The 21,726-nt window shown below is 33.3% G+C and carries 17 protein-coding genes; all 17 read left to right on the top strand.

Annotation, left to right across the window (positions count from 1 at the left end; translation table 11 throughout):
* Positions 1-7 precede the first annotated feature (7 nt).
* The gene (locus OZP10_RS06760; RefSeq protein ID WP_281634013.1) at positions 8-1,174 is read left to right on the top strand and encodes a DUF1501 domain-containing protein; all 1,167 of its coding nucleotides are present in this window, start codon (positions 8-10) and stop codon (positions 1,172-1,174) included.
* A 538-nt stretch (positions 1,175-1,712) separates the two neighbouring features.
* Positions 1,713-2,552 carry a prephenate dehydratase gene (locus tag OZP10_RS06755; protein WP_281634012.1) on the top strand — a complete coding sequence of 280 codons (840 nt, stop codon included), beginning with the start codon at positions 1,713-1,715 and terminating at the stop codon, positions 2,550-2,552.
* 171 nt (positions 2,553-2,723) lie between these two features.
* On the top strand, positions 2,724-3,869 hold the full coding sequence (locus tag OZP10_RS06750; RefSeq protein WP_281634011.1) for a pyridoxal phosphate-dependent aminotransferase: 1,146 nt from the start codon (positions 2,724-2,726) through the stop codon (positions 3,867-3,869).
* A gap of 114 nt (positions 3,870-3,983) precedes the next feature.
* A complete protein-coding gene (locus OZP10_RS06745; protein WP_281634010.1) occupies positions 3,984-4,841 on the top strand; it encodes a prephenate dehydrogenase in 858 nt (285 codons plus the stop codon).
* Positions 4,842-4,853: 12 nt separating this feature from the next.
* Positions 4,854-5,936, top strand: coding sequence for a bifunctional 3-deoxy-7-phosphoheptulonate synthase/chorismate mutase type II (locus OZP10_RS06740; protein ID WP_281634009.1), 1,083 nt, complete (start codon positions 4,854-4,856; stop codon positions 5,934-5,936).
* A gap of 266 nt (positions 5,937-6,202) precedes the next feature.
* Positions 6,203-7,180, top strand: coding sequence for a ribosome small subunit-dependent GTPase A (gene rsgA / locus OZP10_RS06735; protein ID WP_281634008.1), 978 nt, complete (start codon positions 6,203-6,205; stop codon positions 7,178-7,180).
* Between the two features lie 30 nt (positions 7,181-7,210).
* Complete coding sequence (locus OZP10_RS06730; RefSeq protein ID WP_281634007.1) at positions 7,211-7,573, top strand: four helix bundle protein; 363 nt, start codon at positions 7,211-7,213, stop codon at positions 7,571-7,573.
* A 34-nt stretch (positions 7,574-7,607) separates the two neighbouring features.
* Complete coding sequence (dtd, locus tag OZP10_RS06725; protein ID WP_281634006.1) at positions 7,608-8,060, top strand: D-aminoacyl-tRNA deacylase; 453 nt, start codon at positions 7,608-7,610, stop codon at positions 8,058-8,060.
* 65 nt (positions 8,061-8,125) lie between these two features.
* Positions 8,126-10,033, top strand: a complete 1,908-nt coding sequence (locus OZP10_RS06720; protein WP_281634005.1) for a DUF3858 domain-containing protein — start codon at positions 8,126-8,128, stop codon at positions 10,031-10,033.
* A 33-nt stretch (positions 10,034-10,066) separates the two neighbouring features.
* Positions 10,067-12,079 carry a DUF3858 domain-containing protein gene (locus OZP10_RS06715; protein WP_281634004.1) on the top strand — a complete coding sequence of 671 codons (2,013 nt, stop codon included), beginning with the start codon at positions 10,067-10,069 and terminating at the stop codon, positions 12,077-12,079.
* 72 nt (positions 12,080-12,151) lie between these two features.
* Positions 12,152-13,999: a transglutaminase family protein gene (locus OZP10_RS06710; RefSeq protein ID WP_281634003.1), complete on the top strand. Its 1,848-nt coding sequence runs from the start codon at positions 12,152-12,154 to the stop codon at positions 13,997-13,999.
* 6 nt (positions 14,000-14,005) lie between these two features.
* Positions 14,006-15,994 (top strand): DUF3858 domain-containing protein, encoded by a 1,989-nt coding sequence (locus OZP10_RS06705; protein WP_281634002.1) that lies wholly within the window; start codon positions 14,006-14,008, stop codon positions 15,992-15,994.
* 3 nt (positions 15,995-15,997) lie between these two features.
* Positions 15,998-16,324, top strand: coding sequence for a nucleotide pyrophosphohydrolase (locus OZP10_RS06700; RefSeq protein ID WP_012022600.1), 327 nt, complete (start codon positions 15,998-16,000; stop codon positions 16,322-16,324).
* 98 nt (positions 16,325-16,422) lie between these two features.
* Positions 16,423-17,652, top strand: coding sequence for a 3-phosphoshikimate 1-carboxyvinyltransferase (gene aroA, locus OZP10_RS06695; protein WP_281634001.1), 1,230 nt, complete (start codon positions 16,423-16,425; stop codon positions 17,650-17,652).
* Positions 17,653-18,056: 404 nt separating this feature from the next.
* A complete protein-coding gene (gene queA / locus OZP10_RS06690; RefSeq protein WP_177211934.1) occupies positions 18,057-19,106 on the top strand; it encodes a tRNA preQ1(34) S-adenosylmethionine ribosyltransferase-isomerase QueA in 1,050 nt (349 codons plus the stop codon).
* Between the two features lie 450 nt (positions 19,107-19,556).
* A complete protein-coding gene (gene kynU / locus OZP10_RS06685; protein ID WP_281634000.1) occupies positions 19,557-20,831 on the top strand; it encodes a kynureninase in 1,275 nt (424 codons plus the stop codon).
* Positions 20,832-21,253: 422 nt separating this feature from the next.
* Positions 21,254-21,682 carry a YMGG-like glycine zipper-containing protein gene (locus OZP10_RS06680; protein ID WP_281633999.1) on the top strand — a complete coding sequence of 143 codons (429 nt, stop codon included), beginning with the start codon at positions 21,254-21,256 and terminating at the stop codon, positions 21,680-21,682.
* The last annotated feature ends 44 nt before the right edge of the window (positions 21,683-21,726 follow it).

Below are 21,726 nucleotides of genomic sequence, written 5' to 3'. Positions count from 1 at the left end.
AGTAATCATGAACAGAAGAAATTTTCTTACATTGACGGGAACTTTTACAGGCGGATTGCTTGTGCTTCCTGATTTTTTACACGCTTTTGGTTCTCAGAACAATTTGATTGTAGGAGAACAATGTGTTGTTTTTGTACAGCTGAATGGCGGAAACGACGGTTTAAATACTTTTATCCCGTACGATGATCCATTATATTATGATTATAGAGCCAAAATAGCTTTAAATAAAGATTTGGTGATTAGTAAAAATAAAGGAATGGCTTTTCATCCTTCGTTGAAAGATTTTGCCCAAATGCAGCAAAATGGCGATTTGACCGTAATTCAGAATGTGGGTTATCCAGAACCAATTCGTTCCCATTTTAGAAGCCAGGAGATTTGGCAAACTGCAACCGATTCTAATAAATATATGAATGAAGGCTGGCTTGGAAGATTTCTGGATTTGCAATGCAACGGACATCAGGCGACTGCAGGAATCAACTTAGATTCGATTGATAATTTGGCTTTAAAAGGAGTAGAGCCGAATTTTATAACTGTAAAAGATCCGAACCGATTTAAGGTAAAATCTAGAGAAGAAGATGTGACATTGTCCAAAAATCCGCATTTGGATTTTGTTCGAAAAATTGCGAATTCAGTTACCGAAGGTTCAGATGAAATTCAGAAAGCTTTGGCGAAATCTAAAACGGAAATCAGTTATCCGAAAACTGAATTATCCAAAAACCTGGAATGGATTGCGCGATTGATAAAAGGGAATCTTAATTCAAAAGTATATTATACCTCTTTAAACGGATTTGATACACACGATAATCAGCTTTCCATTCATGAACGTAAATTGACTGATTTAAATGATTCATTATATAGTTTTTATTGTGATTTAAAGCAGTCACAGTTATTACAGAATGTAACAGTTGTAGTTTTTTCAGAATTCGGACGACGAGTAAAAGACAACGGCAACGGAACCGATCATGGAACTGCAGCGCCAATGTTTATCATCGGAGGAAATAATAAAGGAACTATTTTAGGAAGAAATCCAAATCTGGCAGACTTAGATAATGGCGATTTAAAATATGAAATTGATTTCAGAAGTGTCTATGCGTCTTTATTAAAAGAAAAAATGAACTTCGATTATTCTAAAATCGGGATTGCAAATAAACCAGTTTCTGGACTGTTTACATAAATAGTAATCTTGTCATTTCGAGGAACGAGAAATCTTCGCAAGTAACTCCATAATCAAAATCGCCAATCTTTGTCGAGCTTCTTGTGGAGATTTCTCGTTCCTCGAAATGACAAAAACACCGAGAATAATCTGTGTAATTTGAATGAATCAACAACAATGATTTGTACTAATTCGTGAATTCGTGGCGAAAAAACTTAGAACCTTAGCATCTCAGAGCCTTAGAACCTCATTCTAATATTCTCATTTTAAGCCGATTTTTTTATATTATCATACAAAACCTGCTAAATTTGTTAAGAAATCCCTTTTTGTTTCATAAAATGCAATCTTTTTTTTGGTGCGCTAAAAATAATTTATACATTCGCAGAGAATTTAAAACAAAACACAAACAAAATGGCAAGTAACCGTTTTTATTTTAGCAACAATTTTTATTTCTTCTTTAGTAGAAGTCAGGATTGTGCTATGGTTATTTGAGATAAAATTTAAGACAAATAAAACTAATATACAATCCTGATGCAAATCAGGATTTTTTTTTGACTATATGACAACGAAAATTGCAATACAAGGTATTAAAGGATCATTTCATCATCAGGTTGTGAAAGAGTATTTCTCTGAAAATGTGGATATTGATGAATGTCTGTCTTTTGAAGAATTGATCGACAGCCTTATTGCCGGAAAATCTGATCAGGCCGTTATGGCGATCGAAAATTCAATTGCAGGGCCAATTATTCCGAATTATGCATTGATTGATAAGAATAATTTGCACATAATTGGAGAGCATTATTTAAACATTCAGCAGAATTTAATGGCTTTAAAAGGTCAGAAAATTGACGATATAAGAGAAGTTCATTCGCACCCAATGGCACTTTTGCAGTGTATGGATTTTTTGAAACAATATCCAAATATCAAACTGGTTGAGGATAAAGATACGGCTGAAACAGCTAGAAGAATTCAAGAAAAACAATTGACCGGAATTGCAGCGATTGCAAGTGTAACCGCTTCTGAAATGTACGATCTGGATATTATTGCATCATCGATTCAAACGATTAAAAATAATATGACTCGTTTTGTAATCATTAAAAAGCAAAATTCATTTTTGCCAGAAAACGAAATCAACAGAGCCTCTGTAAAATTTGAATTAGATCATAAAAGAGGAAGCTTAGCAGCAGTTTTAAATGTAATGAGCGACTGCAAACTGAATTTGACAAAAATCCAGTCGCTTCCAAAAATTGAAACACCTTGGAAATATTCATTCTTCGTAGATGTAACATTCGAGAAATACGAAGATTTTGCAAAAGCCAAAACGTTATTAAACATCATGGCAGAATATTTTAAAGTGTTGGGAGAATATAAAAACACAAAACCTTTGACTGAGTCATAAAGTTGATTTTAGATTGAAGATTAACGAAATAAGATTTTAGATTGTCAGGCTGAGCGAAGTCGAAGCCTATGTTCCAATTGGAAAGCCCTTCGACTTCGCTCAGGGTGACAGATCAAAAAAAGAAAAAGCATAAAGCCTAAGGCTTAAAGCATATAGCAAAAATTAAAAACAATGATTACAACAGCAAAACGATTAGACACAGTTGAAGAATACTACTTCTCATCAAAATTAAGAGAAGTTCGTCAGTTGATGTCTGAAGGAAAATCGATCATCAACATGGGAATTGGAAGCCCTGATTTGAGTCCGTCAAAAGCAGTAATTGAAGCGGTTGCCGCAGCAATTCAAGACGAAAATGGACATGGTTATCAAAGCTATCAGGGATTACCAGAAATGAGGCAGGCGATGGCAGATTTTTATCGTGATCAGTTTGGTGTTGAAGTGAATCCGAATAATGAGATATTACCTCTTATGGGTTCGAAAGAAGGAATTATGCATATTTCGTTAGCATTTTTAAACGAAGGCGATCACGTTTTAATTCCGAATCCAGGTTATCCAACTTATACTTCGGTAACTAATTTGGTTCAGGCAGTTCCGGTTTATTATGATTTGAAAGAAGAAAATGGATGGGAACCGGATTTTGAAGCTCTTGAAAAACTGGATCTTTCGAAAGTAAAAATTATGTGGCTGGGTTATCCACACATGCCAACAGGAGCTAGAGGAAGTTTAGCGTTATTTGAAAAATTGGTTGCTTTTGCTAAAAAACACAATATATTATTGATCAACGACAATCCATATAGTTTTGTTTTGAATGATAATCCGATGAGTTTATTGCAAGTTGAAGGTGCGAAGGATGTGGCTTTAGAGCTGAATTCATTAAGTAAAACATTCAACATGGCAGGCTGGAGAGTCGGAATGGTTTTAGGAAATCCTGAAATTATCGATGCGGTTCTAAAAGTAAAGAGTAACATGGACAGCGGTATGTATTACGGAATCCAAAAAGGCGCAATTGCAGCTTTAAAATGTGACAAATCGTGGTTCGAATACCAAAACAAAATTTACAGACGCCGTAGAGAATTAACGGAGAAATTAGCTGAAAAGCTAAACTGTAAAGTATATAAAGAAGGAGTTGGTCTTTTTGTTTGGGCAAAATTGCCAGAAGGAATCGAATCAGCAGAGAAGTTCATTGACGAAATATTATATGAGAAACATATTTTCATTACACCGGGAACCATTTTTGGAAGCAACGGCGAAGGATATATCAGATTCTCACTTTGTGTAAAAGAAGAAAAAGTACAAGAAGCGATTGATCGATTTTAGAGTATTAAGATTGTAGAATCAAGAATCAAGATTTTTATCCAGATTGTCAGGCTGAGCGAAGTCGAAGCTTTTTAATTGGAATTTGGAATTTAAAATTTTGGAATTTAAAAAATTATGAAAGTATACGTAATAGGAATAGGATTAATTGGCGGTTCGATGGTGTTGGACATCAAAGAAAAGCATCCGAATGCGACTATTTTCGGAATTGACAATAACGAAAAACATTTGCAGGAAGCGATTGATCTTGGAGTTATTGATGAAGCGGGAAGCTTCGAAGATTTACAAAAGGCAGATTTTGTAATCGTTTCGGTTCCGGTAGATGTTGCGCTGACAGTGTTGCCTAAAGTTCTGGATGCAGTTGGAGACAAAACAATTGTATTTGAAGTAGGATCGACCAAAAAGCCCATCTGTGATGTGGTGGCCAATCATCCGAAAAGAAGAAATTTTATTGCCACGCATCCAATTGCAGGAACAGAGTTTTCTGGACCTTCGGCGGCGATAAAAGGTTTGTTTCAAGGAAAAACAAACATTATTTGTGAAGTGGAAAAAACCGCTTTCAAATTGCAGGAAAAAGCGTTGCAGCTTTTCAGCGAAATAGGAATGAGGATTCGATATATGGACCCAATTTCGCACGACAAACACATTGCTTACGTTTCGCATTTATCGCACATTAGTTCGTTCATGCTTGGAAAAACAGTAATGATCAAAGAAAAAGACGAACAAGATATTTTTGATATGGCGGGAAGTGGATTTGAAAGTACCGTTCGTCTGGCAAAAAGTTCACCCGCAATGTGGACACCCATTTTTAAACAAAACAAAGAATACGTTCTGGAAACCTTAGAAGGTTATATTGCAAATTTAACTCAGTTTAGAGATTTGCTGGCAGACGACAATTACAACGCCATTTTTGAAGAAATGGAAAGTGTAAATAAAATTAGAGAAATATTAAACGGAATAACTATAAAAAAGTAAACTATAAAAACGATGGAAAATAAAAAAGAAATGAGAAAGTGGTTAGAAGATTTCAATTTAAATCACCCACTTGTGATAGCTGGACCTTGTAGTGCAGAAACTGAAGATCAGGTTTTGAAAATCGCTCACGAATTAAAAGATTCAAAAGTAAGTGTATTCAGAGCTGGAATCTGGAAACCAAGAACTCGTCCAGGAGGATTTGAAGGTGTTGGTGAAATTGGATTAAAATGGTTACAGAAAGCTAAAGCTGAAACTGGTTTATTAATGGGTACTGAAGTGGCAACTGCAGCACACTGTAAACTAGCTTTGGAACACGATATCGACGTATTATGGGTTGGTGCGCGTACAACGGCAAATCCATTTGCAGTTCAAGAAATTGCAGATACTTTAAAAGGAACTGATAAAATTGTTTTGGTTAAAAACCCAGTAAACCCAGATTTAGCTTTATGGTTAGGTGGTGTTGAGCGTTTACATATGGCAGGTATCGAGAAATTAGGTGTTATTCACAGAGGTTTCTCTACTTACGAAAAAACAAAATACAGAAACATTCCAGAATGGCAGATTGCTATCGAATTACAAAATAAATTCCCTGATTTACCATTAATCATCGATCCATCTCACATTACGGGAGATCGTAAAATGATTTTCGAAGTAACTCAAGAGGCTTTAGATTTGAACTACGATGGTATGATTATCGAAACGCACATCGATCCAGATAATGCTTGGTCTGATGCTGCTCAGCAAGTAACTCCTGAGGCTCTGAAACAAATCATTAAAGATTTGACTATCAGAAAAACAGATGATACTACAGATGAGTACAGCCAAAAAATGAAAAAACTAAGAGCTAACATCGATGTTTTGGATGCTAACTTATTAGAATTGTTAGGAAAACGTATGAAAGTAGCTGACGAAATTGGTCAGGTGAAAAAAGACGCTAACGTTGCAATCCTTCAAAACAACCGTTGGAATGAAATCTTAGGGAAAATGATTTTAGAAGGTGAGAAAAAAGGTCTTACTGAAGAATTCGTTTTGAGAATGTTCAAAGCGATCCACCAAGAAAGTATTGGTCACCAAGAGAAAATTTTCAACGCATAATTTTTTCGAAACCATATAAGTGATATAAGATAATTTAAGTTTTTTTAAAGCTTTGTTGTTGAGTTTAATTATATCACGCATTTAAAATTAGATTGTTTTTTAAAAATCCCTGTTGCTTTGAAAAAAGTGATGGGGATTTTTTCTGTTTTAAGAAGTGGCTATTTATATTCACTTATATAACTTATATGGTTTAAATTATTCATTTATCTTTGCAAAAGATTTAGGTTTTAATCTAAAATCTAAAATCAGAAATCTAAAATAAAAGAATGACAGGAACCGTATACAAATCTACAGGAAGCTGGTATACCGTAAAATCTGAACAAGGAGATTTTGTGGAATGCCGTATGAAAGGGAAATTCAGAATAAAAGGTATCAAAAGTACCAATCCTATTGCTGTAGGCGATATTGTTGATTATGAATTAGATGAAACTTCGGATGCCGTTACTGGAACGATTCATAATATTCATGAACGAAAAAACTATATCGTTCGTAAATCGGTTAATTTATCTAAGCAGATTCATATTATTGCTTCCAATATCGATCAGGTTTTTTTATTGGTTACCATTGATAATCCGCCAACAACTACAAGCTTTATCGACCGTTTTTTGGTTACAGCCGAAGCGTACGGAATTGAAGCGATTCTTATTTTTAATAAAATCGATACTTTAAATGATCAAACATTAGACGATCAGCTTTATTTACAACATATTTACACTGAAATTGGATATAAGTGTCTCCGAATTTCATCAACAGAAAATAAAGGTGTTGATAAGCTAAAAGAAATGATGATTGGAAAAGTGAGTATGTTTTCTGGGCATTCAGGTGTTGGAAAATCAACTTTGGTAAATGCAATGGAACCTAGTCTTCATTTGAAAACCTCGGTAATTTCAGAACAAAGCAAACAAGGTCAGCATACTACAACTTTTGCCGAAATGTACGATTTGTCTTTTGATGCCCGAATTATTGATACTCCAGGAATTAAAGGTTTTGGAATTGTAGATATGGAACCGTCAGAAATCAGCGGTTATTTTCCAGAATTTTTCAAATTAAAAGATCAATGCAAGTTTAACAATTGTTTGCATAAAGAAGAACCACATTGTGCCATAAAAGCAGCTTTAGAAAAAGATGAAATTGCTTGGTCACGCTATAATAGTTATCTTAAAATCCTTGAAGGTGACGACGAACATTATCGTACCGATACTTACGGTGAAGATCGTGCAGCGAGTGATGAAACCCGTAAATAATTGTGAATTGTAAATGGTAAATTGTGAATTATGGCTGATAACATAATTAAAACAAAGTCTTTTAATTTTGCACTTAGAATTATTAAACTTTTCCAATTTTTAAAAGATGATAAAAAGGAATATGTTCTGAGTAAACAATTACTTCGAAGTGGAACAGCTATAGGCGCATTAATTAGAGAATCTGAGCAGGCGGAAAGTAAAAAGGACTTTATTCATAAACTTGCAATTGCACAAAAAGAGGCAAACGAAACAGATTATTGGCTGGAATTGCTTTTTCAATCCAATTACTTAAATGAGATTCAATTTCAATCTATAAAGTCTGACATTATAGAAATAAATAAAATTTTAGCTTCAATTATTATAACATCTAAGCAAAAGCTAAGTACTACATAATTCACAATTTACCATTTACAATTCACAATTTTCTATGAAAGTAGTAATTCAAAGGGTTTCCCAAGCGTCAGTAACAGTCGATTCTAAAATTGTTGCCGATATACAAAAAGGTTTATTAATTTTAGTCGGAATAGAAGAAGCCGATACTCAGGAAGATATTGATTGGCTTGCTGGTAAAATCATTAAAATGAGAATTTTTGGAGACGAAAATGACGTTATGAACTGCTCGGTGCAAGATGTTGACGGAGATATAATCGTTGTAAGTCAATTTACGCTTCACGCATCCACTAAAAAAGGAAATCGTCCATCTTATATAAAAGCGGCAAAACCAGATTTTGCAATTCCAATGTATGAAAACTTTGTTCAAGCAATTGAAAAAGAGTTTGGTAAGAAAGTTCAAACTGGAATTTTTGGTGCCGATATGAAAGTTAATCTTCTAAATGACGGTCCTGTTACGATTGTAATAGACAGCAAAAACAGGGAGTAAAAATATTATTAAACATTTGTTAAGGATTTCTGAAAATAATATATATTTGACGAAAATCCCTACTAATGAAAAACCTTTTTTGCGCATTATTTTTTTTCTTATATATTGCGAATTCTTCTGCTCAAAAGAGCATTTATCCTATATTTTCTATTCCCGATAGTTTAACGCAAAATGCCAACGCTGTACTTCGTTTAGACCAGATGGATATTGTTATTGCTTCACAAAGAAGCATGAACATTAAAACTCAAAGGGTCGTTTCTGTTTTAAACGAAAAAGGACTGAAAGACATTGACGCTTTTAGTCATTATGATAAAACAACATCAATAAAAAATATTGAAGCGATTGTTTATGATGCTTTAGGAAATGAGATAAAGAAAATTAAAAGAAAAGATTTTAGAGATCAAAGTGCCGTAAGCGGAAGCACTCTTTTTTCTGATAATCGAGTAGTTTATCTGGACTATACTCCGATTTCATATCCTTTTACAATTGCTTTTACGTGCGAAACAGAAACTTCAAATACAGCATTTATTCCACAATGGTATTTTATCGGTAATTACTATGAAAGTGTGGAAAAATGTATTTTGAATGTTACTTTTCCTAAAGGATTGGGATTTAAGAAAAAAGAGTTCCGATTTGATAATTTCAACATAAAAAAAACAGCTGATACCGACACCAATTTAAGTTATTTAGCAACAAACATTGTTGCTCAAAAACAAGAAGATCTTAGTCCCTCTCCGTCAGATCTTTTTCCTAAAGTTATGATGGGATTAGAAAACTTCCACTTGGAAGGAGTTGATGGAAATGCTACTACTTGGGAAGCATTTGGCAAATGGTATGGTGATAAGATCTTAACTGGAACTACAGTTTTAACTGAAGAAACCAAAGCAAAAATTAAAGCTCTTGTTGGCGATGAAAAAGATCCTGTAAAGAAAGCTAAAATCATTTATGATTATGTCCAGAAAAAATCCCGATATGTAAATATTGCAGTTGGTATTGGTGGTTGGAAACCTATGCTTGCAACTGATGTTGATCGTCTAGGATATGGAGATTGTAAAGCATTGTCTAATTATACAAAAGCACTTTTACAGGCTGTAGACGTTCCTTCGTATAACACTATTTTATACGGAGATCGCTATAAATCCGATATTCAGTCTGATTTTGTTTCGATGCAGGGAAACCACATGATTCTGGCGATTCCGAATAAAGATAATTACATCTGGCTAGAATGTACAAGCCAAGATGATCCTTTTGGTTACCAAGGAATTTTTACAGACGATCGTGATGTTTTGGTGGTAAAACCAGAAGGAGGAGAAATTGTTCGTACCAAAATTTACGATGATAAAGGAAACATTCAGGATGGTAAAGGAACTTATACAATTGATGGAACTGGGAATTTTTCAGGAACGTTAAAAATAGCATCACAAGGAAGCCAATACGCACTTAAATCTCGAGTAGAAAACATGCAGCCAAATGAAAAAGAGGAGCATTATAAAGACTATTGGGAGAATATCAATAACTTGAAATTGGGTAAGATTACTTTTAGCAACGATAAAGAGAATATTCGTTTTACTGAGGATGTTCAGTTGAGTGCAACAAATTATGGAACGCTGACGGGTAATAAAATGATTTTTGTAGTTGATGCCTTTAATCAGAATACAGGGAATATAAAACGGGTTCGAAATCGTAAAAATCCATTTCAAATTCAGCGTGGCTATTTGGATACTGATGAAATAGAGATTAATCTTCCGGATGGATACAGCATCGAATTTCTTCCGTCCAATTATGAGTTAAAAGGAAAATTTGGTGAATACAAGACCGAAATCATTAAAAAAGACAATAACAAATTAATGTATAAAAGATCTATGTTCCTTAACAAAGGAAAATATTCAAATAAAGAATATGATGAATACCGTTTGTTTATGGAACAAGTTTCTAGAAACGATAATGCTAAGATTATATTAACCAAGAACTAACTATTTTAAACCAAAACCAACCAAAAATTACCAATGAAAATTATTAAACTATTTAGCCTTTGTGCGATTTTATTACTTGGTCCAAAAATAATTTCGCAAGAATTTAAACTCGGAAAAGTGTCTGTTGCAGAACTTGAACAGAAAGTACATCCAAAAGATACTTCGGCTGTAGCGGCAATCCTTTATAAAAAAGGTGTTTCTAGAATGGAGTATGATCAAAATGATGGTTTTTACATGATGACCGATGTAGAAACGCGTATTAAAATTTATAAAAAAGAAGGTTACGAATGGGCTAATCAGCAAGTTTGGTACTATAATACGAATAACTTAAAAGAACGCGTATTTTTTGCAGATGCAGTAACTTATAATTTAGTTAATGGCAAAATTGAAAAAACTAAATTAAAAAGCGACGGAACTTTTGATGAAGTTATTTCTAAATACAGAGGGCAAAAGAAAATCGCAATGCCAAATGTAAAGGAAGGCTCGGTAATAGAATTTCGCTATACGATCAAATGTCCAAATGCCGGTATTATTCGTGATTGGGATTTTCAGACCTCAATTCCTGTAAATTATTCAGAGTTAAAAGTGGCTTATCCAGAATATTATGTCTTTAAACCTAGACAGAAAGGCTATATATTTCCAAAAGCAACAACATTAAAAAACTCGAGATCAATAACAATCAACGGAAAAGAAAGAAGTGGAGGGCGTGTATCTCAAACGGAATTCTATTCTGATAAAATAGACTATTTAGAAACAGAGATTACCTACGTGGCTCAAGACTTTCCTGCTTTAAAAGAAGAAAGTTTTGTAAATAATATCGATAATTATACTTCTAGTATTCAGCATGAACTGTCATTAACACATTTCCCGAATAGTCCAATGAAAGAATATTCGACAGATTGGAATTCTGTCGTAAAAACGATTTATGAATATGAAGATTTTGGTCCTGAATTAAATAAAACGGGTTATTTTGAAGAGGATTTAAAAAAAATACTTACAGGAATTAGCACCCCTGAGGAAAAAATTGCAGTGATATTAAATCATGTAAAATCAAACGTAAAATGGAATAGTTATGTTGGTTATGGCTGTGATAATGGAGTTAAGAAAGCATACAAAGAAAGAACAGGTAATATTGCAGATATAAACTTAATGTTAACGGCAATGCTTCGTTATTCGGGTTTAACTGCCAATCCAGTTTTAGTAAGTACGCGATCAAATGGTATTGCTTTGTTTCCTAATAGAACAGCATTCAATTATGTAATTGCTGCGGTTGAAACACCAAATGGATATATTTTACTAGATGCGTCAGAAAAATTTTCGGTTCCAAATATTTTACCGCTAAGAGTTTTAAATTGGTCAGGAAGATTGATTAGAAAAGACGGCTCATCAGAAGAAATTAATTTAATGCCAGAAAAGACATCAGCTGATAATGTTTTTCTAACTTATAGTATCGATAATACTGGAATGATTACAGGGAAAACAAGAAGACAATCCATGGATTATAATGCAATGATTACCCGAAGTAATATTGAAAGTTTAAAAGAAGAAGAATATTTAGAGAAGCTAGAAAACCAAAATAATAAAATAGAAATTAGTGACTACTCTAGAACTAATGAAAAAGATATACTTCTTCCTATAATAGAAACTTATTCTTTTAAAGGAAATAATTTATGCGAACTAATTGGCGATAAAATATATGTAAGTCCGATGTTGTTTTTTACCAACGATAAAAACCCTTTTAAACAAGAAACGCGAGAATATCCAGTTGATTTTAGCTATCCTTTTGCAGATAAGTATAATATTACGATTAAAATCCCAGAAGGTTTTGCAGTAGAAACATTGCCAGCTCCAGCTGTTGTATCTATGGAAGATAATCTTGGGGCTTTTAAATTTAATATTATAGCCAATGGAGATACTTTACAATTGGCTATCTTACATCAGATAAATGAGGCTATTGTTTCTGCCGAAAAGTACGAAATGCTAAAGGAATATTATAAAACAATGATAGCCAAAGAAACAGAAAAAATCGTTTTAAAACGTATTTAGATTATGGTGAGGCTCTTGATTTCGATTCTTTTGTTTTGTGCATTTCTGAAAGGCAATGCACAAAATAACTCTTTGGGAAATGTTACAATAGCACAGCTGGAAGAAAAAAAATATCCTAAAGATTCTGCTTCTGTTGCTGCTGTTTTGTATAGCAATGTTACAATAGATCTTCATATGAATGGAAATTCTCAAAAGACTACCGCAAAAAAAATTAAAATTTATAAGGGCGAAGGATATAATCTGTCAAATATCCAGATTTATTTCGCAGCTGGAAAAACAAATTATGTAAATATTGTCAGTGCATTTACATACAATTTAGTAGACGGAAAGATTGTAAAGACAAAGTTAAAGCCTGAAAACGAATTTGTTGAAAAAACGAATAATAATTACTGGATTAAAAAAATAGCTTTTCCAGAAGTAAAAGAAGGTTCTATTATTGAATATCAGTACACAGAAGAAGGAGGATTTTTAAGTACTTATAATTTCAATTTTCAAGAAAACATTCCTGTTAATTATTCTGAATTTAAAACAATTTTCCCAGATGCCTTTGTATTTAAAAGAAATCTTAAAGGTTTTTTTCCTCCTAAAATAAATTCAAAAATTGCCAATACGTATAATTATGTCGCTACAGAAACAAGCTATGTTTTTCAAAATCTCCCAGCAATAAGAGAAGAAGCTTATGTAAATAATATTGACAACTATAGAACAGGGATTTCTTTTGAGTTAGAAAGGATTGCTGTTCCTGGACAGTTGTCTAAAACATTTTCATCAGATTGGACAAGTGTTGCTAAAACCATTTATGATTTCGATTCTTTTGGGCAGGAATTAAACAAATCAGGGTATTTTGAAGATGATCTTAAAATAGTATTGGAAGGTAAGACTACCGTTACAGCCAAAATTGCAGCGATTTTAGAGCATGTGAAATCAAACGTAAAATGGAATAATCATACGGGATATTCATGCGAAAAAGGTGTCCGAAAAGCATACAAAGAAAAAATAGGAAATTGCGCAGATGTTAATTTGATGCTCACAGCAATGCTTAGAAGTGCGGGACTTACCGCAAATCCTGTTTTGATTAGTACGCGTTCCAACGGAATTGCTTTTTTCCCTAATTTGACTGCTTTTAATTATGTAATTGCAGCTGTTGAAACAGGAGGTGAAATGATATTACTCGATGCAACAGATCCGTTTTCAGCTCCAAATGTACTTCCTTTGAGAGATTTAAATTGGTTAGGAAGATTAATTCGTAAAAATGGAACCTCAGAAAGCATTGACTTAGTCCCTAAAAAATTTGCAGTAGATAATATTTCGATCGATTATACAATTGAATCTGGAGATAGAATAAATGGAAAAGTAAGACGTCAGTATACCGAACACAAAGGAATGGAGTCTAGAAATAATTTTGAAAACGTTAAAGAAGATGTTTATATCGACGATCTTGAAAACAAATACGGTAAAATCGAAATAACCGAATACAGTCGTTTAAATCAAAAAGATATCTTATTGCCCGCTGTAGAAAGCTTTTCATTTGCGAGTACCAATTTGTGTGAGTTAATTGGAGATAAAATATACATTAAACCAATGCTTTTTTTTACTAATACAGAAAACCCTTTTAAACAGGAAACAAGAGAATATCCTGTAGATTTTGGATTCCCTTTTGTAGAAAAATACACTATTAGTATAAGAATTCCCGAGGGATTTGCTTTAGAAACAGTTCCTCTTGCAGGCGTATTGTCAATGGAGGAAGGTCTTGGAGTTTTTAGATATAATATTGCGGTTAAGGATAATATGCTGCAGTTATTAGTATCAAACCAAATTAATTCTCCTATAGTATCCAGAGAACAATATGGGGTTCTTAAAGATTACTATAAAGAAATGATTGCAAAACAGACTGAAAAAATAGTTTTAAAACGTATCTAAAATATTATGCCAAAATTTCTCCTAATTTTTATCGCCTTTTTTTGGAGTACAATTACCATTCAAGCTCAAAATTATGAATTGGGCAAAGTAACGATTGCAGAATTAAATGAGAAAGTCCATCCTAAAGATAGCAGCGCACCCGCTGCTATCTTGTTTAAAAAAGGAAGGACTTATTTTGGCTACAACAAAGATGTTGGATTTTATGCCAATCATGTCTGCGAGGTAAAAATTAAAATTTATAAGAAAGAAGGTTTAAGTTGGGCCGATCAGAAAGTGCGTTTTTATATTGGTTATGAAAAGTTAAACGAGGATCGTTTAGAATTTTCGGAAGCAATGACCTATAATTTAGAGAACGGAAATATTGTAAAAACAAAACTAAATAATCAGGGAGAATTTAAAACTAAGATTAATAAGTATTGGAAAGAAAAAACGATCACTCTGCCAAATGTGAAAGAGGGTTCTATTATTGAATACAAATATGTTTTAAGATCTGAAAACCTTATAAAATTTCCAGATTTCGATATTCAGTTTGATATTCCAGTTAACTATTTTTATTATAAAACACAGATTCCAGAGTTTTATATCTATAAACCGCTTTTGATCGGAGGAATTCCGCTTGAAACGGAATCTAAATTTACAAATGCCAGTCAGAATTTTGATAACGCTTATAATCAGACAAACTCATTTAGCTATAAACAAATTGAAACTTTTTATACAGGAAAAGATGTTCCAGCATTAAAAGAAGAACCATATATTAATAATCTCGAAAATTATCGCGGAAGCATTCAGCAAGAGCTTGAAAGGGTTCGTCTTCCTGATCAGCCTGTAAAAGATTACAGTTTAACTTGGGAAGGTGTCGCCAAAACTATTTTTAAAGACGAAAGTTTTGGTAAGCAGCTTAATGAAATTACATTATTTACAGATGATCTGAATAAATTATTGTCTAATGTAGAAGATAAAAATGAAAGATTAAATCTGATTTTTACTTACGTTAAAAATCGAATGAATTGGAATGAAATTAATAGTTGTTATACAGAAAAAGGCGTCGCAAAAGCTTATAAAGAACAAACAGGAAATGTTGCAGAAATCAATTTTATTCTGATAAATATGCTTCGCGCGGCTGGTATAGAAGCGAATCCGGTTTTAGTAAGTACAATCCAAAATGGACTTCCAGTTTATCCTACAAGAACAGGATTCAATTACGTTATAGCAGCAGCCGAAATTGACGGTAAAAGAATTCTTTTAGATGCATCTCGAAAGCTTACAGCTCCTAACATTTTACCATTAAATGTTTTAAATTGGAAGGGAAGATTAATTATGAAAGATGGAAATTCTCAAGAAATTGAATTGGATCCAGCAATACAGTCGAAAGAAATTTACAGCCTTATAGTCAAAATTGACCCTGACGGAAAAATGAATGGTCAAGGTAGAGTGCAGCGAACAGAATATGATGCATACAGTTTCAGAGAAGAAAACAAAGCCAAAACGGAAGACGCTTATCTTGAAAAATTTGAAAATAATTTAGGAGGTTTGAATATTTCAAATTATAAAATAGAAAATCAGAAATCAAATTTAGATCAGTCTGTTATTGAAACTTTTTCTTTTTCTTCGGGCAGTCGTTCAGATATTATTCAGGGAAAGATTTTTGTCAATCCATTGTTGTTTTTTACCCGAAGCAAAAACCCTTTCAATCAGGAAAGAAGACAAATGCCTGTTTATTTCGGATATAAAAACATGGAAAAGTATAATTTTAGTATTCAGATTCCAGAAGGATATGTTGTAGAATCTATACCAAAACCAGTAAAGATAACTTCAGAAGACAAACAGATGTCTTTTATCTTAAATTTTTCAGTTACTGAAAACAAAATTCAAATTGTAAGTCAAAAAGAAATCAACAATAGTATTTTTGCAGCTGAGGAGTACGGAATGATAAAAGAGTTTTTTCAGAAAATGATCGTAAGCCAAAATGAAAAAATAATTCTTAAAAAAATATAGAAGATGGATTTGAAAAATGCACAGCTAGATGTTGATACTTGGATAAAAGAACACGGCGTTCGTTACTTTAACGAGTTGACCAATATGGCACAGCTAACCGAAGAAGTTGGAGAGGTTGCCAGAATTATTGCACGCCGCTATGGCGAACAATCTGAAAAAGAAAGCGACAAAAACAAAGATTTAGGAGAAGAATTAGCAGATGTTGTTTTTGTTGTGCTGTGTTTGGCAAATCAGACAGGAATAGATTTACAAGCGGCTTTTGATAAAAAAATGGACTTAAAATCGGTTAGAGATAAAGATCGTCACAAAAACAACGATAAATTGAAATAATTGTGAAATTTCAGTGTGAATTTTGATTTACGAGCGAGGAGTGGTAAATTGCGCGCTTGGATTATGTTACTCATAATTTGCAACTCATAACTAATATCATGAATTTAAAATTAACGACGAATTCACCATTCACCATTGATGATTCGCAACTAAATATCACAGGTTCTAAAAGTGAAACGAACCGTTTATTGTTATTAAAAGCATTATTTCCAAATATTACTTTAGCCAATACTTCAAATTCAGACGACAGCGAAGTAATGCAGAAAGCTTTAGCAGGAAATGACGAAATTGTAGACATTCACCACGCGGGAACAGCAATGCGTTTTCTTACTGCTTATTTTTCGGTTAACGAAGGAAGAGAAGTTGTCTTGACAGGCTCAAGCAGAATGCAGGAGCGTCCAATCAAAATTTTAGTTGATACTTTAAGACAATTAGGAGTTGAGATTTCTTATGAAAAAGAAGAAGGATACCCGCCAATTCGAATTAAAGGGAAAAAAGTTACGGCTTCAAAAGTAAACTTGGCAGCAAATGTGAGCAGCCAATATATTTCGGCACTTTTATTAGTGGCTTCAAAATTAGACAACGGTTTAGAACTGACCTTAGAAGGAGAAATTACTTCGATTCCGTATATCAAAATGACTTTGGCTCTTCTTAATGATTTAGATATTAAAACAAGTTTTGAAGGAAACGTAATCAAAGTTTATCCAAAAGAAACTGTTGAATCAAAAGAAATGGTTGTAGAATCTGACTGGAGTTCGGCTTCTTACTTCTTTAGTCTTGTAGCTTTATCTGATGCTGCAAAAATCACATTAAGCAGTTATAAAGAAAACAGCCTTCAAGGAGATTCAGAATTAGTTTCTCTTTACGAAAAAATGGGTGTGAAAACGACTTTCCAAAACAATAAAATGACTTTAGAGAAAGTGGAAGGATTTAATTATCAAGATGTAAATTTTGAATTAAACAATACGCCAGATATTGCTCAGACAATCGTAGTAACTTGTTTAGGTTTAGGAATTGGATGCCATTTAACAGGTCTTCACACTTTAAAAATTAAAGAAACAGACCGACTAGAAGCTTTGAAAATAGAACTGACTAAATTAGGAGCAAATATTTCTGTTACTAATGACAGTTTAACTTTAGTAAAGTCTGATAATATAAAACACGATATTCACATTGCAACTTATAATGATCACCGTATGGCAATGGCTTTTGCGCCTTTGGCAATAAAAGTTCCAATTATTATTGATGATGCCGAAGTAGTTTCTAAATCATATCCAGATTTTTGGAATGATTTAAAAGCCTTGAACTTTCAAATCTCAGAATTGTAATTTTTGAACCATATAAGGAATATAAGTTCATTTAAATTAAAGCTCAATAAAACATAGCCTCTGGTTAAAACCAGAGGCTTTTTTATGGTTGAATTTTAGATAATTTTTTTCGTAAATGAATTGCCTTTAGCTTTAACTGAGGTTTTCATAGATGTTTTTTCGGCTTTAGCCAAATTATAGGTTTGCTTTAAATGAACTTATATTCCTTATATGGTTCTAAAAAGTTAAAATTGACTTAAAGAATAGCTTTTTAAGTCAATCTGAAAGTGCAGTAAATCAAGGACTTTTGAAAATAAACATCAAAACACTTGACAACGCCTATCTCACAATCGTATATTTGCAACCGATTTAAATTTTTAGATAAACAAATCTAAAAGCTACACTCTAAAATCAACAACTCAAATATGAAATTATCACACTTCAATTTCAATTTACCGAAAGAACTTTTGGCTGAATTTCCAGCAGAAAACAGAGATGAATCTCGTTTAATGGTAATTGACCGTAAAAAAAACACTATCGAACATAAAATGTTTAAAGATGTTATCAATTATTTTGATGACGGAGACGTTTTAATTCTTAACAATACAAAAGTTTTCCCTGCGCGTTTGTACGGAAACAAAGAAAAAACGGGAGCGAGAATTGAGGTTTTCTTATTAAGAGAATTAAATTCGGAGCAACGCCTTTGGGATGTTTTAGTTGATCCAGCTAGAAAAATCCGTATTGGTAACAAACTTTATTTTGGTGATGACGATTCGTTAGTTGCTGAGGTAATTGACAATACAACTTCTCGTGGTAGAACATTACGTTTCTTATACGATGGTTCTTATGAAGAATTCAGAAATAAATTGACTGAACTTGGAGAAACTCCAATTCCTAAATACATCAACAGAGAAGTAACTGCTGAAGATGCTGAAAGATACCAAACAATCTATGCAAAAGAAGAAGGAGCTGTAGCTGCACCAACTGCGGGTTTACACTTCTCAAAACACCTTTTGAAGAAATTAGAAATCAAAGGAGTAAACTTTGCTGAGGTAACTTTACACGTTGGTTTAGGAACTTTTAACCCAGTTGAGGTTGAAGATTTATCTAAACACAAAATGGACTCTGAGGAATTAATCATTACTCAAGAAGCTTGCGATATTGTTAATGAAGGAAAAGCAAAGAAAAAACGTATATGTGCTGTAGGAACAACTTCTATGCGTGCAATTGAAAGTTCTGTTTCTTCTGCAAATACTTTGAATCCTTATGAAGGATGGACAAATAAATTTATTTTCCCTCCTCACGATTTCAGTATTGCAAACTGTATGATTACTAACTTCCACACACCAAAATCAACATTATTAATGATGATTTCTGCTTTCTGTGGACACGATTTAATGAAAAAAGCATACGACGAAGCAATCAAAGAAGGATACAAATTCTATTCTTACGGAGACGCGATGTTAATTCTTTAATTAGAATTTATAATATAAAGAAGACCCGACAGTTTTTAAGAAGCTGTCGGGTTTTTTATTTGTTTCAAGTTTCAGGTTTCAAGTTTGACATTCGTTGAGAAATTTTAAACGCAAAGAGCGCAAAGTTTTTTTGCTCAGTATATGTTTACCATAAACAAAAGAACGCAAAGCTTTGCGAACTTAGCGTTTATAAACGTTAGCCTTGATAAAAAAGCCTTGCGAACTTTGCGGTTAAATAACAAAGAGCACAAGGGCTTTTTACTGAGTCTATGCTTGCCAAATGCAAAAGAACGCAAAGCTTTGCGAACTTAGCGTTTGTAACCAATAGCCTTGATAAAAAATCCTTTGCGCTCTTTGCGGTTAAAAAACACAAAGCAATTCAACTTGAAACCTTAAACCTGAAACAAAACAAACAATTTTTGTTATTTTAGCATCCAAAACAAAAACACAATGACTTTTCAAAATACACGCGAATTTGCACGAGAGCTAGATTCGAAAGACGCATTAAATCATTATCAAGAACAATTTATTTTTCCTAAAGTAAATGATAAACGAGTAATTTATTTCACAGGAAATTCTCTAGGATTACAGCCAAAACGCACCAAAGCTTATATTGATGAAGTAATGAATGATTGGGCAGAACTTGCTGTCGAAGGTCATTTTTATGCTGAAAAACCTTGGTGGGATTATCAAGAAAGATTTGCTGAGCCATTGAGTAAAATTGTTGGCGCGCTTCCGTCTGAAGTTACGGTTATGAATACTTTGACAGTGAATCTTCATTTGCTGATGGTTTCTTTTTATCAGCCGACTAAAACACGCTATAAAATTATCTGCGAAGAAAAAGCTTTTCCATCAGATCAATATATGTTTCAAAGTCAGGTGAATTTTCACGGATACAAACCAGAAGATGCAATTGTCGAAATTAAACGCAGAGAAGGAGAACATAATATTCGTTTAGAAGATGTTTTGGCTAAGATTGAAGAAGTTGGCGACGAACTGGCTTTGGTATTAATTGGAGGAGTAAATTATTATACCGGACAAGTTTTTGATATTAAAACCATTACAGCTGCAGGACAAAAAGCAGGAGCAAAAGTAGGGTGGGATTTGGCTCACGCTGCTGGAAATATTAAACTAGAACTTCACGATTGGAATGTAGATTTTGCCGCTTGGTGCAGTTATAAATATATGAATTCGGGTCCAGGAAATGCTTCGGGTTGTTTTGTTCACGAAAAACATCATAATTCAGACTTGCCAAGATTTGCGGGATGGTGGGGACATAACAAAGAACGTCGCTTTAAAATGGAACCAAACTTTGATCCAGTTCACGGTGCAGACGGATGGCAGATTAGTAATCTTCCGGTTCTTTCTCTAGCACCATATTTAGCTTCAGTAGAAATGTTTGCTGAAGTTGGAATGGATGCTTTAATTAAAAAACGTGACCATATTACTTCTTATCTGGAATTTATTCTTCATGAAATCGATAAGGAAGTAGAAAGTACTTTTGAAATCATCACGCCTTCAAATCCAGAAGAAAGAGCTTCACAATTGTCTGTTTTCCTTCACGGAGAAGGAAGAGCATTGTTTGATTATTTAATGAAAAATGGGGTAATCACAGATTGGCGTGAACCAAACGTTATTCGTCTAGCACCAGTTCCGTTATATTGCTCTTATGAAGATATGTATGACTTTGGACAAATTCTGAAAAAAGGAATTTTAGGAAAGTAAGGGTTTATTAATCTCGCAATCCCGATAGCTATCGGGAACGAAGGCGTAAAGTTTTTTTGCCACAGATTAAAAGGATTAAAAAGATTTTTTTTGAATTGCCTCCTGCTTAAGCTGGAGGTATTAAAGATGAAGTTAATGGGGCTTTAGCCAAACTAGTGCAGTTTGGCTAAAGCTTTTTTTTTTAATCACTTTTTCATCCAGCTAAAGCTGAACGCTATTAAATTTAAAAGATTAAAAATTTTCCGTCTTCGTTCCCGATAGCTATCGGGATTGCGAGATTATTTTCATTCAGCTTGAAAAATAAAACGCAGCGAGAAACATCAAAAACTTCAAATCTTATAAACTTTCTAAAAAATTCTGTAATAATTATTATAGCAGATATTAAGAACTTTGTAATGTATAATTTTTTAAAACTTACAATCATGAAAGGCTTATATATTTTATTAACCGTGATATTTTTAGCTTCTTGCCAAAATCAGAGCAAAGAAGATGTAAATAAAGCCAAGCAAGCCAGCATTGATTCAATGAAAGTTGAGATTAACAAACAGCGTGTTATCGATTCGATGAAGACTGAAATGGCGAAATTAAACGAGGAAAAGATCGAAGCTCAAAAAGAGAAAGTTGTCGTAGTGCATCAGCAAGACGCAACAACGACAGCTGCACCAGCTAAAAAGAAAGGTTGGAGCGCAACTGCTAAAGGAGCTGTAATTGGTGCTGGAGTAGGTGCCGCAACAGGAGCAATTGTCAGTAAGAAAAAAGGCGAAGGTGCCATTATTGGCGGTTTAGCCGGAGCTGCATTAGGAACTGGAACAGGTGCTGTTATTGATAGTAAAAATAAGAAGAAGGAATAATTATTCTATAAATAAAAACAAACCCCAAATTAAAATTTAATTTG

It is taken from the genome of Flavobacterium luteolum (assembly GCF_027111275.1).
Classification (GTDB): domain Bacteria; phylum Bacteroidota; class Bacteroidia; order Flavobacteriales; family Flavobacteriaceae; genus Flavobacterium; species Flavobacterium luteolum.
The sequence above is the reverse complement of the archived record's forward strand: the minus strand, read 5'-3'. Positions and strand labels throughout refer to the sequence as shown.